Genomic DNA, 14501 nt, shown 5'->3' with positions numbered 1-14501 from the left:
GGTGGCGGGGCGGCCGGTGTCGGCACGTCCGGGCTCGGCGCTCCTGCCGGAGCCGCCGCGCCTGGTGTCGGTGCGCCGGGACTCGGCGCCGCGGCCGGGGGCGGTGCGGGCCGGGTCGGCGCCCGCGTCGGAGCGACGGCGGGGCTTGGCGCGCGAGTCGGCGACGCCCAGTGGGTCGGCGGGGTCGGGCCGGGAGCCGCGACGGCTGCGGGAGGACGGCTGCGGGGCGCCGATCGCGCCGAGCACGTCAGCCGTCGACGCGGCGGGCGTCTGGGGAACGGGGGCGGAGAAGGTGACGGTGCGATCGGACGCCGCGGCGGCGGGCGTGGTGTTCCGCGAGGGTTCCACCAGGTCGGCGAGGCCGGCCGGCCGGGCGGGAAGGGGAGCCTGGACGGTGGCGGCGTTCGCGTCGACGCCCTCTTCCTTCTCCTTGGGGTCCTTGGGGGCGGCGGCCTTGGCGGAAGAGGGCGCGGAGTTGGACGGAGAGGAGACGTCGGGGCGGCTCGCTCCCATGCGAGCCGCGATGGTGCCACCGAAGGCGCCGTCGTCGGCGCGGACGCGGCTCCAGTAGTCGTCGTCGTAGTCGTCGGCGTCGCCCCACTCGTCGACGCCGCGGCGGCCACGGGAGGAGGCTGCCTGCTTGCCACGGGGAGCCGGACGGCCGCCGGGGCGCCCTGCGGGACGGGAGGCGGGCCTTCCGTTGCCCGGGCGCAGGCGTGCGGTCGCCCGCTCGGGCTCCTGGAAGGCGTCAAAGCCCTCGGGGAAGCTCTCGAAGAACGTCTCCTCGGCGGGACGCCCGGGGCGTTTGGCGGTCGGATCCTCCGCCTGCTCGGCCATCTTGCGCAGCCGCTCAGGAGGCAGGTTGCTCTCCCGGCGGTTCATCGACCGCATGCCGAGTGCCACGACCACCAGGACGAGTAGCACGACGGCGACGAGGCCAAAAATGACCGCGATCATTGCACCACCTTCATGGCCATGGCCTTCCAGTGGCGCTGGTGAGATCGCGCGGCCATCGACGCGACCTTCCCCCGTTGTCCACCTGCGCTCCGGGATTGCATCTGATTCTGTCCGACCACTATGACCGTTGTCACACCCTACGAGAAGAACTGGTATCCATAACTACCTCTGGTGCTCAGCATGTCACTCGATGTGGGCCGCCGAGAGGCGTCCCCGGGCGATCGTGTGCCGGGCGATGTCCTCCAGAGTCTCGCGGAGAGCGGCGCCCTCCTTGCGCTCGATCTTGGTGTCGAGCGCGTAGACACTGAAACGATAGGTGTCATCGGGCCGGCACGGGGGCGAGTAGCCCGCCTTGCCGCTCGACGTCATGCCCTGCACGGCGCCTCTGGGCACGCTGTTCTGCGCGAGCTCGGTGGTGAGAGGGTCGATGTCGAACAGCACCCAGTGCACCTCCGCCTCACCCTGCGCGTTGTTCGCGTCGATCACCAAGGCGATCGACCTGGTCTCCTTCTGCGGCACGCCCGACCACCTCAGGGGCGGGTTCCCGACCTTTCCCGTGCAGGAGTACTCGGCGGGGAGGGGCGCCCCGTCACGGAACCGGGGGCTGGAAACGCTGAGCCCGTCCAGCGGCCTCTCGGCCTGTGAACCGACGCCCACGATGCCGCAGCCCGCCGACGCCACCGCGACGGCCGCCGCGGCCGCGGCGATGAGTCCGCTGCGTCCCGTGCGCCCAACGCGCACGGACTTTCTCGGCTGCCCCATGCCCGCTGATGCTACGCGGATCTGAGGGGTGCGCTGACCCCATCGCCCGAATGAGCGGCGCCGGGAAGTCCGTTAATCGGCCACAATCGAGGCATGGATGGCGCGAAGTCGGACACGCGCGTGAGCTTCGGCGTGCTCGGCCCGCTGGAAGTCCGTCGCGACGGCGCACGCCTTGAGATCGGCGGCAGAAGGCTGCGAGCGCTCCTCGCGTTGCTGCTGCTCAGCCCCGGACGAACGGTGCCTTTCGACGTCCTGGTCTCGGGGGTGTGGGAGACCGATCCGCCGAGCGCGGTCGGCAACGCGCTGCAGGCTCTGGTCTCCCGTCTCCGCGCGACTCTGGGCCGGGGGCTGGTGATCGCGGAGACGTCAGGTTACCGGTTGGTTATATCTCCGGATCAGGTCGACGCCCACCGCTTCGCCGGGCTCGTCACCGCCGGCCGTACGGCCCTCGCACACGGCGACGCCGCCGAGGCCGCCGGCACGTTCAGGGACGCGCTGGCTGGGCGCCGCGTCCCGCGTCCGGGGGATCGAGGACCCGATCGGCTGCGACCATGTGCGGCTCACCGAAGCGACGACGGCCGCGCTCGGCCCGGGAGGAGTACTCCCGGTACGTCGAACACGGCCGCTCGACGCTCCACTTGCGAATGTCTCAGCCGCGGGAGCGGAAGGCGCGCAGGGACAGGGGGGCGAAGACCAGGGCGATGCCGAGGGCCCAGATCAGCGAGATCGTCGCGTGGCTCGCGACCGGACCCCCGCTGAGAAGGCCTCGGACGGCGTCGGCCAGATGGGTGACCGGGTTGACGTCCACCCACTTCTGCAGCCACCCGGGCAACGTGTTGGTGGGGACGAAGGCGTTGGAGGTGAAGGTGAGCGGCATCATCACCGAGAACGCGATGATCTGCACCTTCTCGGGCTCGGAGGCGATGAGGCCGATGAGCACCGACAGCCAGGACATCGCCAGGGCGAATCCCAGCAGCAGCGCGAGCGCGCCCACCACCCCGGCGACCCCGGTGTGGATCCGGAAGCCGAGCACGGCGCCGAGGCCGACGAACAGGGCGAAGGCCCACACCTGCTTCAGCGTGTCGGCGACGATGCGGCCGGCGAGCGGCGCGGAGCGGGCGATCGGAAGGCTGCGCAGCCGGTCGAACACTCCCTTGGTGATGTCGGTGCTCAACCCGATGGCCGTCGTCAGCGTGGCGAACAGCATGTTCTGCACGACCAGGCCGGGCAGCGAGAACTGCAGGTAGTCGGTGGTGGACCCGGAGATCGCGCCGCCGAAGACGTAGGTGAACAGCAGCAGGAACATGATGGGCTGCACCGACAGGTCGAGCAGCTCCATCGGGTTGTGCTTGATCTGCACCAGGCTCCGCCAGGCGAGCGTCATGGTGTGCCGCAGCGCGGTGGCGGGGCCGATGCGGCCCGGGATGGCGGGCGCGGGCGCGGTCAGCGTGGTCATGCGGGCACCTCCTCCTTCTCCTTGGTCTCCTCCACGGAGGTCTGGTCTTCGGCGCGGTGGCCGGTGAGGGCCAGGAACACCTCGTCGAGGCTGGACTTGCGCAGGCTCAGCTCGGCCGCCACCACCCCGAGGTCGTCGAGGCGGCGCACGATCGCGGGGACCCCCGTGGGATCCTTGATGTTGACCGTTGCCTGGCCGCCGGTCAGGTCGGGGCGGTCGCCGATGACGTCGGTGATGACGTCGCCCACCAGATCGAGATGGTCGGCGCGCATGGGCCGCACCTGGAGCACCTGGGCGCCCGTGGTGGCCTTCAGCTCGTCGGAGGTGCCCGAGGCGATGACCCGGCCGTGGTCGAACACCACGATGTCGTCGGCCAGCTCGTCGGCCTCCTGGAGATACTGCGTGGTGAGGAGCACGGTGACGCCGTCGGCCATCAGGCCGCGCACGACGTCCCACAGGTCGGTGCGGCTGCGCGGGTCGAGACCGGTCGTCGGCTCGTCGAGGAACAGGACCTGCGGCCTCCCGACCAGGCTCGCCGCGAGGTCGAGCCTGCGGCGCATGCCGCCTGAGAACGTCTTGGCGGCTCGGCCTCCGGCGTCGGTCAGGTCGAACCGCGACAGCAGCTCGCTCGCCCGCTGCCTGGACGCGGGACGGGACAGGCCGAGCAGCCGGCCGATCATCACGAGGTTCTCAACGCCGGTGAGCGTCTCGTCGACCGCGGCGTACTGCCCGGTGAGGCCGATCAGCGAGCGCACCCTGTGGGCGTCCTTGGCGACGTCGAAACCTCCGACGGTCGCGCGGCCGCCGTCGGGCCGGAGCAGGGTGGCGAGGATCCGCACAGCGGTGGTCTTCCCCGCCCCGTTCGGCCCGAGAACTCCGAGCAGGCGCCCCTCGGGGACGACGAGATCGACACCGTCGAGGGCGCGCGTCTCGCCGTAGTGCTTCACCAGACCTTCAGCCTGGACCGCATATCGCATAGCTTCGACTCCTCAGTTAACGGGCTGGGGTCACGCTCGGCTCGCGGTCCGAGTGACTGGCTCCGAGTGTGGCTTACGCCACTGACATTTCTTTGAGGCCGCCTCCCGAAGCCCGCCCGTCCACTGACAAACCGCTGACACCGGCCACCCCGGGGGAGTGGAATCGGATCGATGGCGGTGATGGTGGGGGTGGCGATCTAGTTAGGCTGGGGGCGTGCCTGCTCCCCTGCGTGACCCCGCCCACCGGGTATCGCGCCGCGCGATCACACTGTGGCTGCTGGAGGCGCTGATCGGTTTCCTCCTGCTGGTCGGAGGGTCGGCCCTGGTGGCTTCGTGGATCGACGGGTCCGGCTGGTCATGGGTGCCCTCCTGGCTCTCGGGGAACATCTGGTGGCTGCCGGGAGCGATAGCCGTCGTGGAGCTTCCGTTCGTGGTCATCGAGCCGCTGTGGCGCTATGCCGTCCACCGCTGGGAGCTCTCGGGAGACGTCGTCTACGCGCGCTCGGGTTGGCTGAGCCGGCAGTGGGTCTTCATCCCTGTAAGCCGCATCCAGACGGTCGACAAGGAGCAGGGCTGGTTCGAGCGTCTCCTCGGCCTCGCCACGGTGGAGATCCGCACGGCCTCGTACGCCGGGTCCTCCTCGATCAAGGGCCTGGACGTCGGCGTGGCCGCGCGCCTGGCCGAAGACCTCGCCCACCGGGCCCACGAGCTCAGGGACGACGCGACATGACCGAGGACTCCGGCGCTCCCGCTGGACCGGCGGGAGAAGGGCTCCCCGCCGCCTGGGGGAGTGGGCCTGCGGGAGAAGGTTCGTCCGGGGTCTCAGGAAGTGGGCCGGTGGGACGAGAGCCGTCCGGAGTCTCAGGAAGCGGGTCCGCGGGAGAAGGTCCGCCGGAGGGTGGGCCGGTGGGAGGAGGGCCGTCCGGAGCCTTCGGGAGCGGGGCGGTCGCGCCGTCGCGGCTCAGCCCGCTCGTGCTGCTGATCGACCCGGTGCGCATGCTTCCCTCGCTGGTCCTGCCCCTGGTGGGTGTGCTGTTCGTGGGCGGCTTCTCGCTGTCGTCGTTCGTGTGGGCGATGCTGGCGGTCGTGGGCTCGGTCGGGTACGCCGCGGTGCGCTGGGCCACGTTCACCTACCAGATCGTGGGCGACCGGCTGGAGCTGACCCGGTCGCTGGTCAGCCGTTCGGTCAGGACCATCCCCCTCGAACGCGTCAGGGGTGTGGACGTCACGACACCGCCCCTCCACCGGCTCTTCAGCCTCGCCGTCATCCGCATCGACACCGGAGCGAGCGGCGGCGGCAAGCAGGAAGGCGAGCTGGACGGCGTTCCGCTCCCCGAGGCCGAGCGGTTGCGGCACATCCTCCTCCGCCGCACCGGAAACGTCCGGCAGGAGGGTCACGCCGAGACGGCGGGAGCCGGGGCCGGGCCCGCCTCCTCCGCCACGCATACCACCACCAGCAGCGCCGCCGTGGAGGAGCGGGTCTACGTGCGGGTGCCGTGGTACTGGCTCCTGTACGGGCCGCTGTCGGGAGCCTTCCTGCTCACACCGTTCGCCCTGCTGGGTGGTGCGGTCGGGCTGGCGTTCCAGTGGGGCAGCGAGTTCGGCGTCAGCGAACGTGTCGCGATCACCTTGGGCGAGTGGCTGTGGGACCGGCCGATCCTGCTGGTCCTTGCCGGGCTCCTGCTGGTGATGGCCATGCCCGTGGCGGGCGGCGTCATGTACGCCGTCTTCAACTGGAACTTCACGCTCCGCCGCCGCGGCTCCTCCCTGGTCGCCGAGCGAGGACTGGTCACGCGGCGCAGCGTGGCGCTCGAACACCGCAGGATCAGGGGCTACGAGATCGCCCAGGGGCTCCTGGAGCGCCGGGCACGGGTCGTGCGGCTGTGGGCGATCGTCACCGGCCTCGGCGACTCGCGTACGAGGGGTCAGTTGCTGCCCGTCGTACCGCGAGGCTTCGCCATGAAGATCGCCGCCGAGGCGGTCGGCCCGATGGAGGCCGAGTTACGGCCGCACCCTCCGAAGGCACGGCAGAGAAGGCTCTTCCGCGCCGTCGCCCCGGGGGTCGCCGTCTCCGTCGCCGCCTTCCTGCTCGGCTGGTCCTGGATCGGCGTGCTCGCGCTGGTCGTGGCGGCTCTCGGCGTTCCGCTCGGCCTCGACCGCTACCACTCCCTCGGTCACGCCTACGACGGCGCGCGGCTGTCGGTCCGTTCGGGCTCCCTGCCTCGGTCGCAGGCGGTGGTGGAGCGCCGGGCCGTGGTCGGCTGGACGGTCCGCCAGACGTGGTTCCAGCGGCGCTCGGGAGTGCTCACCGTGATCGCGGGGGTCGGCGCGGGCAGCGGCGGTTACGCGGCGATCGACACGGGCGAGGAACAGGGCGTCCGTTTCGCCGCCGAGGTCACCCCCGAATGGCTCGCCCCCTTCACCACCGGCACGAACGGCACCGGCGTGGGCTAGGCCGGGCCGCACGATCGTCCGGTTCGAGGTCGGTTGGAGGGTCACGCGGGGGGATCATGGATTGTTCTCGGCCCGGCCGCGCGTACGGTCGCGCGGCCGGGCCGGGTGCTTGTTCGTCCTGCCATGCGTCAGTCCTGGCGGCGGGCTCCGAACATGATCTCGTCCCAGGTGGGGACCGAGGCGCGGCGGCCACGACCCCCCTTACGCGCCGGTCGGGCCGGCTTGGGCGCCTGCGGAGGAACGGCCGGAGGCTCGGCGGCCTTGACCTCCTTCTCAGGCTTCTCAGGCTTCTCGGGCTGGTCCGCCTTCTGCGGCTCGGTGGCCGCGGCGGGCCGGTCCGCTACCTCTTCGCTGGTACGGGCGGCGGGCACGGCGACCGGTGCCTCCTCGGCCTCTTCGGCCTTCTTGGCGGCGGCCGGAGCCTTCTTGGGGGAAGGGGCCGGGGTGGGACGCGCGGCAGGAGGCGCCGGCACGGGCCGCCCCGGCTTCCTGTCAGAGGCGGCGGGAGCCTGGCGGGCCGGCGTGCCTTCGCTCGCGGGCGCGTTCGGGACCGCTGCGGCCTGAGTCTCGGCCGCCGGTCGTGCGACCTCGGGGTCGGGCTGCGTGGCCTGGGTCCCGGCGGCGGACGCGGCGTTCGTCCCGGATTCGGCTGCCGGAGTCGGCGTGACCCGGGGGTCGGGCGCTGGGGCCTTAGCCGCCTGGGGGGCGGCGGGCTTGGCGGCCGGGGCCGGGATCACCTGTGCCTGAGGCTCCGCGACGGGGCCATCGGCGACCCGGGCGTCGGCCTGGGCCGCAGGAGCCGTCGCGGCCTCTGTCGCGCGCTCTGTCGCTGGCTCTGTCGCGGGCTCGGGCGCCGGTGCCCCCTTCGCCTGGACCTCGGGGGCGGTAGCCACCGTGACCTGGGATTCGGGTGCCGGTGCCTTGCCGGCCTCGGGCTCTCGCGCCTCGGCGGAAGCGGGACGGGCGGCGGGCTCCGCCGTCGCGGGAACGGCGGGATCGGTGGGGGCGGAGGCGTCGGCGGACCGCTCGTACTCACGTGTCCCGCCGGTGGCCGAGCGGGCGTCGCCGGGCTCGGTGACCACCGGCGCGGCGGGCTCGCTCGCGCGCGGCGCGGCGGCCTGCGGTGCCGTGGCCTCGGCGGCCTGACGGGCCGGAGGTTCGGCGGTCTCACGGTCCGCGGGTTCGGACTGCCGTGACGCGGCCGGCTCGGCGGCGTGGTGGGCCGCCGGTTCGGGGGAGTGGTGGGCGGCCGGTTCGAAGGTGGGCTGGGGGTGGCGTTCGAAGGACTGCTGGACGGCGGGCTCGAACGTGGGCCGGGGCGCGCGCTCCTGCACAGGCGTGGTCGCCGGACCCTGCGCGGGCTCGGCGGAAGACCTGGCGTCCGGAGCGTACTCGGCCGCGCGGAGCGGCGTCGGCTCCTGGCGGAAGGCGGCGGTCTCCTGGCGGGGGGCCGGGTCCTGGTGGAAGGCGGCCGGTTCCTGGCGGGGGGCCGGGTCCTGGTGGAAGGCGGCGGGGCCGGCGGGTTCGGGGTGGTCGTGGTCGCGGAGATCGGGAAGGTCGGGACGCGCGGGCTCGTGGTGGCCGCGCGCGGCGTGGTCGTGCCGTACGACGCCGGGCAGGCTCGTGGGCGCCTCGACGGGGATCGCCGGCACGGGGGCGAGCTTGGCGGCGAGCCGGGGCACGAACGGCGTCACCGTGGCGTTCTCGGCGGGCTCGACGTACTCGGCCGCGGACAGGCGCATCGCCTCGTCGTCGTGCGGCGTGACGTGACGGCGCCGGAGGTCGAACAGCCACTCGGCGCTGCGCGTGTGACCGTTCCACACGAAGCCCAGCTTGATGCGCCAGAGGCCGTCGTCACGCTTGCACGAGTCCCAGTCGATCTCGTCGCTGGGGACGCCGCGGCGGCTCAGCCGCTCGGTCACCAGCTCACCGAGGGTCGGCCCCGGAGTGGACTCCCCGGGCAGGCGCACGGCGACACGCTGCGCCTGTTGCGCGGTGTACTCGCGTTCCTGCAGGACGGGTCCCTCGAACCAGCGGACACGCTCCACGGGGATGCCTGCGGTGGCGGCGATCTCCTCCGCGGTCTCCCCCGCACGTATGCGGGCCTGGATCTCCTTGGGGCGCAACGGACTCTCCACTTCGATCTCGTACTGGCCGAGACGGGAGAAGTTGCCGCGGACCGCCGCTCGGAGCCGTTCGTCGACGGGAAGCGTGAACCGTGTACCTCTGCCGGCCGTGGCCAGCACAAGGTATGTTCCGTCCTCGCTCACCGCGACGAGTCGGAGCTCCTGCATGCGAGTCCCTTCGTCGTCGTGCTCAATCTTCCCCCGGACCCTTGAGTCTCTCGCGTGAGCCGGTTACCTGCCAGCACCGTACCCGGCATGTCCGAACATCGCCTTCCTCAGAGGCACGGGAAGCGATGAGGGCGGTTATATATGTCGCTTTCACCCTATCTATCGGCTGCTCGATATGCAGCAAACGGGTTAGGCGTCCTGCACGGATTCTCGCGAATCGCGCCCGTCGCCGCCTTCGACTTCGCCCAACAGGCATGAGAAAGCCCCGGACCTGCGACATCACGACGGTCCCGCGCGAAGCCCGTGGGACGGCGCCGGGAGACGGGCGGCGTCCAGAAATGATCTTTATCGGCGTACGGCCGCGCAGGCTGAACGCCTCCCACCGGGGGAAACCGTAAAAGATGTTCATACACCCGCATCCCGGATAGAAGGCATGAGGCAGCGTCCCGTTCCGCCTGCCACGTGGCGGCACAAGGGGATGGCGGGACGCCCCCAGAACGTGCCGGACCACCGCCACCACCGGAAGGGACTGATCTCAGGGATGGGCGGCAAGGAAGGCTTGGACCTCAGCGCTCCGCAGATCGCGGGCAGCGCCCTCGCGGCGGCCACGGCGGCCGTCGCGGCGTCGTTCCTCGGAGTCACCGGCACGATCATCGGCGCCGCCGTCGCGAGCGCGGCGACCACGGTCGGAAACGCCGTCTACACGCACTACCTCAAGCGGACCCGCGACCGACTCAAGGAGGCGCACGGGCTCATCACCGGGCAGCAGGAGGCACAGGCGCTGCGGGAGGAGGCGGAGGAGTCGGCCCTCGCCCGTCCGGGTGAGAACGGCCTGGCGACGGCGGCCCACGCCACGGTCCGCGACCACGGCCCTCCGGAGCTGCCGCCCACCGTCCGCGACCCCGCTCCGCTGGGCGCCGGCGCGGCGCAGGCGCCCCCGCTGCGGCGAGAGGGCGTGCCGGGCCCGCTCTGGGTCACGCTGGTCGTCGCGACGGTCGCCACCTTCGCGCTGAGCATGGGCGGGATCCTGGCGTTCGAGCTGCTCAGCGGCAGGCCCCTCGCCGCCACGGTCCACGGCCGGAGCGGGTCGGGGACGAGCTGGGGCGGCCAGGTGGACGATTCGGAACCCGTCGCGCCCACCCCCTCGGCCTCGGAGGGCGTCTCCGGCGCGAGCCCTTCCCCGAAGGCGTCGCCCGGTACGTCCCGGGAGGCCGGGCCCACCACGGCGGAGACCGGGCGGCCCTCCGCCCCCTCGTCCTCGGCGTCTCCTGACGGGAGCGTCCCGCCGGCCCCGGACTCGGGCACGGAGGACCAGGGGGACGGCCGGCCGTCCGTTCAGCCCAGCACCACGTCCAAGTAGTCGTTGGAGAACAGGCGGCGGGGGTCCAGTTCGTCGCGCAGCGCCACGAAGTCGTCGAACCGGGGGTAGACGGTCGACAGGTAGGCCGCGTCGCGGGTGTGCAGCTTGCCCCAGTGCGGCCGTCCGGACAGGCGGGTCATGATCTCCTCGACCCCTTCGAAGTAGGCCGGGTTGGGCGTGGGCCGGTAGACGTGGCAGGCGATGTAGGCCGACTCCCTGCCGTACGCGGTGGACAGCCACGCGTCGCTCGCCGGGGTGACCCGCACCTCGATCGGGAACGTGATCCCCCAGTCCTTCAGGTCGAGCAGGTCGCGGGTCTCGCGCAGCGCCTGGCCCAGGCGCTCGCGCGGGACGGCGTACTCCATCTCCAGGAACCTCACGTTCCGCACGCTGGTGAAGACCTTGTACGACTTGTCGGTGAAGGTGGAGGAGGTCAGCGCGCTCGCGGAGAGCCCGTTCAGCGTGGGGATCGCCCCGGGAAACCGCCGTCCGACCCCGCACAGGGCGCCGAAGAGGGTGTTCTCCATGAAGACGTTGTCGAGCCAGTGCCTGAAGGCGCCCGGCGGCGCGGCGGGGCCCGCCGCCCGGTTGTTGCGCTTGGTCAGGCAGGTGTCGGTGTGCGGCAGCCAGAAGAAGTCCAGGTGCTCGTTCGCGCCCGTGATCTCGTCCAAGGACGAGAGGATCTCGCTGAGCGTCATCGGCCGCTTGTCGCTGCGCAGCAGGAACGACGGCTCGACCCTGAAGGTCACGGCCGTGAGGATGCCGAGGGCGCCGAGGCCCACCCGGGCGGCGTCGAACAGGTCGCCTTCCGACACCGTGGCGACCGACCCGTCGGCGAGGACCATCTCCAGCTCGGTGACCTGGTCGGCGAGCCCGCCGATCTCACGACCGGTGCCGTGGGTGCCGGTCTGGATCGCGCCCGCCACGGTCTGGTCGGTAATGTCGCCCATGTTGGCGAGCGCCAGCCCGCGCCGGTCGAGCTCCTCGTTGAGCACGCGCAGCGGCGTGCCCGCGGCGACCCGCACCCGGCCCTCGCCCGCCTCCTGGACGCCGGTCAGCGCGTCCGGCCGCAGCAGGATGCCGTCCGTGAGGGCCACCCCGGTGAAGGAGTGCCCGGTGCCCGCCATGCGCACGCGAAGCCCCCGCGCGGCGGCGTCGCGTACGGCTCGCGCCACCTCCTCGGCGGAGGCGGGGGAGCGTACCTCGGCGGGCGTGATGGACTGGTTGCCCGCCCAGTTCCGGAAGACGGCGTTCATGGAGGAGCACGATAACCACCAACCGGGCGTCTGACCAGAGACATGAATAAAGCTCACGTAACGCGGATCACGCCGTCGTGGATCGGGCCTCCGCCGAGCCGATCTCCGGAGTGCGGAGCAGGGTGTTGCCGCCGACGCCGATGACCACGGCAAGCAGCGCGGCGACGAAGGAGAAGGCGTAGGAGTTGGACGCGCCGAACGAGTCGGTCAGCCGCCCGCCGGCCCACGCGCCGATGGCGACGCCGAACCCTATGGCGGTGGAGATCCAGGACATTCCCTCGGTCAGCAGGTGCGCGGGCACCAGCCGCTCGATGAGCGCGTAGCCCGTGATGATCGTCGGCGAGATGGCCAGGCCGGCGAAGAACAGCGCGATGGCCATGATCCTTGTGTCACCGATGAGCAGGATCGGGGTAAGCCCGACGGCGAACACCCCGAGGCCCCGGACGAACCGGTGCCGCAGCGAGATCCGCCACCGGCGGAAGCCGTACCAGAGGCCGGACACCATGCTCCCGCCCGCGAAGGACCCGAGCAGCAGCCCCGAGGCGGCCTTGGCCCCGTTGTCCTCCGCGAACGCCACCGTGATCAGGTCGACCGAGCCGAACACCGCGCCCATCGCCAGGAACACGCACGACAGCAGCGCGACGCCCGGGATCGTGATCGGGCTGCCCGACTGCGACGCGCCCGGCCGCGCGGGAGGCTCGGTCCGCCGCTGGATCGCGAAGGCCACGGTGCCGATGACGGTGCAGACGAGCGCGAGGATCAGCCCGGCGTACAGGTTGACCAGGGTCGTGAGGACGGTCACCAGCGCGGGACCGGCGACGAAGATCACCTCGTCGGCCACGGACTCGAAGGAGAACGCCGTGTGCAGCCGGGCCGACCCGCCCAGCAGGTGGGACCAGCGCGCGCGGACCATCGAGCCGAGCGAGGTGGCGGCTCCCCCGACGACCACCGCAGTGGCGAACAGCGTCCAGACGGGGGCCCCGTACTCGGCGCAGAGCATCATCGTGACCAGCGCGGCGCCGTGCAGGATGACGAACGGGATGAGTACCCTTGACTGGCCTAACCTGTCCACCAGCCGTCCCGAGAGTGGGGCGGCGACCGCGTAGGCGACGGCGACGGTCGCCGAGATCGCTCCGGCGGTCGCGTAGGAGCCGGTGAGGGCCGAGATGAGAAGGACGATGCCGATCCCGAGCATCGACATCGGCATACGCCCGACGAAACCCGCGATGACGAAGCCTTTGGTCCCGGGCATGCTGAAGAGCCCTCGATACGGCCCGACCACGATCTCGCCCCTTTCGCGCACCTCCGGTGCGCGTCTGAACTGTCCCTTTGTACCTTTGCGCACCATTCGTGGATGCGGCAAGTGACTTTTCGGCAACGTACACGAAACAGGATTCGCGGGCTTAACCTGGGTCAGGTGTCCCTTCGTCCCCGGCTCGTGCCGCCGCGCGCCGTCGTAGCGGGGCTCGCCGTCCTCACCGCCCTCGGCGCGGTGACCGGCAGCACGTTACTGATCCTCCACGAATCGGCCGGTGAGCCGTCAGGCGCGGCGGGCATACCTCTGGCGGACGTCCGCGACCTCGACGCCCCGGTGGCCCCGTTCCCGGTCCTGGCCTCGGCCCCGTCCCCCTCTCCGTCGCGGGCGCCTTCCCCCGATGCGGACGCCCCCACGGCCCCCACCCCGCCCCGGCTGATCGCCGTCGCGCGCGAGCGGGTCAGCGAGGCGGCGCTGCGCGAGATCGCCGCCCTGGAAGGCGTGACCAAGGTGGCCGTGGCCGACGGTGGAGCGGTCCGATTCTCCGCCGCCACGCTGAACCTCCTCGCCGTCGACCCGGCGGAGTACCGCCCGTGGGCGCCCAAGGCCGTCGCCGGCCGGCCCGAGGTGTGGGACGCGCTGGCGCGCGGCGAGTTCATCGCCGAGTCCGGTACCGCCGGGCGCTACAGGCTGCAGCTCGGCGGCGAGTACGAGGCGGGCGCCGGCTCACGGCTCCGGGTGGCCGCGTCCGCGCCGTTCGGCCTGCCGGGCGTCGACGGGCTGGTCACCAAGGAGGTCGGCCGGGGTCTCGGCCTGGTCCCCGGCGTGGCCGTCCTCGTCCACACCCCCGCGAGCAAGGCGGCCTCCGTGGGCTCGCGCGTCAAGCGGCTGCTGGGCCCTGGAGCGCAGGTCGTGGTGATCGGCGCGCGCCGCGCGCCGACCCCGGCCGAGCAGGCGGACCGGCCGGGCACGACCCTGCCCTCCGCGGCCGGGCGGCCGGGCACCTCCCTGGTCGGACGGCCCGGCAGCTACCTCGACCTCTACAAGCTCTCGGCTGGCGTCTGCCCCGGCCTCTCCTGGACCGTGCTCGCGGCGATCGGGCAGGTCGAGAGCGGCCACGGGCGCAACAACGGTCCCTCGTCGGCGGGCGCGCTCGGCCCGATGCAGTTCATGCCGGCCACCTGGAAGGCCTACGGGGTCGATGGGGACGGGGACGGCAAGTCCGACATCTGGAGCCCGTACGACGCGGTGCCGTCCGCCGCGCGCTACCTGTGCGCCAACGGCGCCGGCCTCGGCGGCGCGAAGCTCCGTTCGGCGGTCTACCGCTACAACCACTCGTGGGACTACGTGAACAAGGTGCTCGGCATCGCCGCCTCCTACGCCCGCGCCTACGCCTGAGAACGGCCGCGCCTACGCCTGAGGGCGGCGGGGCGCGGGGCAGCAGGTGGCGGAGGCGCAGGGCAGCACAGGCTCCGGCTCGTCGAGCAACTCGCGGACCATGGACACGAACCGCGGATGGGTGCCCGCCGTGGCGGCCCTGGTGAGGTGCATGCCCAGCTCGCGCGCGACGCCCGCGGCCTCGGTGTCGAGGTCGTAGACGACCTCCATGTGGTCGGAGACGAACCCGATGGGCACCAGCACCACGGCCTGGACGCCCGCGGTGCGCAGCGCCGCCAGATGGTCGCACACGTCGGGCTCCAGCCACGGCACCTGCGGCGGCCCGCTGCGGC

At 72.2% G+C, this 14501-nt stretch carries 13 protein-coding genes and 1 pseudogene; 5 read left to right on the top strand and 9 right to left on the bottom strand.

The window, feature by feature from the left end:
* Both AB0B89_RS28915 and AB0B89_RS28910 read right to left on the bottom strand, forming a co-directional pair.
* Positions 1-957, bottom strand: a 957-nt coding sequence (locus AB0B89_RS28915; RefSeq protein WP_358559126.1) for a hypothetical protein, incomplete at its 3' end; no start/stop codon positions are given.
* Between the two features lie 183 nt (positions 958-1140).
* Positions 1141-1719, bottom strand: coding sequence for a YbhB/YbcL family Raf kinase inhibitor-like protein (locus tag AB0B89_RS28910; protein ID WP_358559124.1), 579 nt, complete (start codon positions 1717-1719; stop codon positions 1141-1143).
* A 93-nt stretch (positions 1720-1812) separates the two neighbouring features.
* On the opposite strand from AB0B89_RS28910, the pseudogene AB0B89_RS28905 reads away from it, so the two are divergent.
* Positions 1813-2037, top strand: a pseudogene (locus tag AB0B89_RS28905) (hypothetical protein); the annotation flags it as partial.
* 48 nt (positions 2038-2085) lie between these two features.
* Here AB0B89_RS28905 and AB0B89_RS28900 read toward each other — a convergent pair.
* From AB0B89_RS28900 to AB0B89_RS28890, 3 genes are all read right to left on the bottom strand, one after another.
* A complete protein-coding gene (locus AB0B89_RS28900) occupies positions 2086-2283 on the bottom strand; it encodes a hypothetical protein (protein WP_358559128.1) in 198 nt (65 codons plus the stop codon).
* 85 nt (positions 2284-2368) lie between these two features.
* Positions 2369-3175 (bottom strand): ABC transporter permease, encoded by an 807-nt coding sequence (locus AB0B89_RS28895; RefSeq protein WP_358559122.1) that lies wholly within the window; start codon positions 3173-3175, stop codon positions 2369-2371.
* Positions 3172-4152, bottom strand: coding sequence for an ATP-binding cassette domain-containing protein (locus AB0B89_RS28890; RefSeq protein WP_358559120.1), 981 nt, complete (start codon positions 4150-4152; stop codon positions 3172-3174). The genes AB0B89_RS28895 and AB0B89_RS28890 overlap by 4 nt, the downstream gene beginning before the upstream one ends.
* Positions 4153-4366: 214 nt before the next feature.
* Here AB0B89_RS28890 and AB0B89_RS28885 point away from each other — a divergent pair, with 214 nt between their 5' ends.
* Entirely contained in the window at positions 4367-4882 is a 516-nt protein-coding gene (locus AB0B89_RS28885; protein WP_358559118.1) for a PH domain-containing protein, read from the top strand.
* A gap of 176 nt (positions 4883-5058) precedes the next feature.
* Positions 5059-6606, top strand: coding sequence for a PH domain-containing protein (locus AB0B89_RS28880; RefSeq protein ID WP_358559117.1), 1548 nt, complete (start codon positions 5059-5061; stop codon positions 6604-6606).
* A 128-nt stretch (positions 6607-6734) separates the two neighbouring features.
* Here the strand turns inward: AB0B89_RS28880 and sepH are convergent, their stop codons facing one another.
* The gene (gene sepH / locus AB0B89_RS28875; protein WP_358559115.1) at positions 6735-8900 is read right to left on the bottom strand and encodes a septation protein SepH; all 2166 of its coding nucleotides are present in this window, start codon (positions 8898-8900) and stop codon (positions 6735-6737) included.
* Positions 8901-9333: 433 nt separating this feature from the next.
* Here sepH and AB0B89_RS28870 point away from each other — a divergent pair, with 433 nt between their 5' ends.
* Positions 9334-10260: a hypothetical protein gene (locus AB0B89_RS28870; protein WP_358559113.1), complete on the top strand. Its 927-nt coding sequence runs from the start codon at positions 9334-9336 to the stop codon at positions 10258-10260.
* Here AB0B89_RS28870 and AB0B89_RS28865 read toward each other — a convergent pair.
* Together AB0B89_RS28865 and AB0B89_RS28860 are read right to left on the bottom strand one after the other, a co-directional pair.
* Positions 10236-11516, bottom strand: coding sequence for a D-arabinono-1,4-lactone oxidase (locus AB0B89_RS28865; protein ID WP_358559112.1), 1281 nt, complete (start codon positions 11514-11516; stop codon positions 10236-10238). The genes AB0B89_RS28870 and AB0B89_RS28865 overlap by 25 nt on opposite strands.
* 67 nt (positions 11517-11583) lie before the next feature.
* Positions 11584-12768 (bottom strand): MFS transporter, encoded by a 1185-nt coding sequence (locus tag AB0B89_RS28860; protein ID WP_358559110.1) that lies wholly within the window; start codon positions 12766-12768, stop codon positions 11584-11586.
* A gap of 165 nt (positions 12769-12933) precedes the next feature.
* Here AB0B89_RS28860 and AB0B89_RS28855 point away from each other — a divergent pair, with 165 nt between their 5' ends.
* Entirely contained in the window at positions 12934-14169 is a 1236-nt protein-coding gene (locus AB0B89_RS28855; protein WP_358559109.1) for a lytic transglycosylase domain-containing protein, read from the top strand.
* Positions 14170-14181: 12 nt separating this feature from the next.
* On the opposite strand, the gene AB0B89_RS28850 is transcribed toward AB0B89_RS28855, so the two are convergent.
* On the bottom strand, positions 14182-14501 hold a 320-nt coding region (locus tag AB0B89_RS28850; RefSeq protein WP_358559107.1), incomplete at its 5' end, for a ferrochelatase.

It is taken from the genome of Sphaerisporangium sp. NPDC049002 (assembly GCF_040649355.1).
Taxonomy (GTDB): domain Bacteria; phylum Actinomycetota; class Actinomycetes; order Streptosporangiales; family Streptosporangiaceae; genus Sphaerisporangium.
This window is presented reverse-complemented; position numbering and strand designations above follow the sequence as displayed.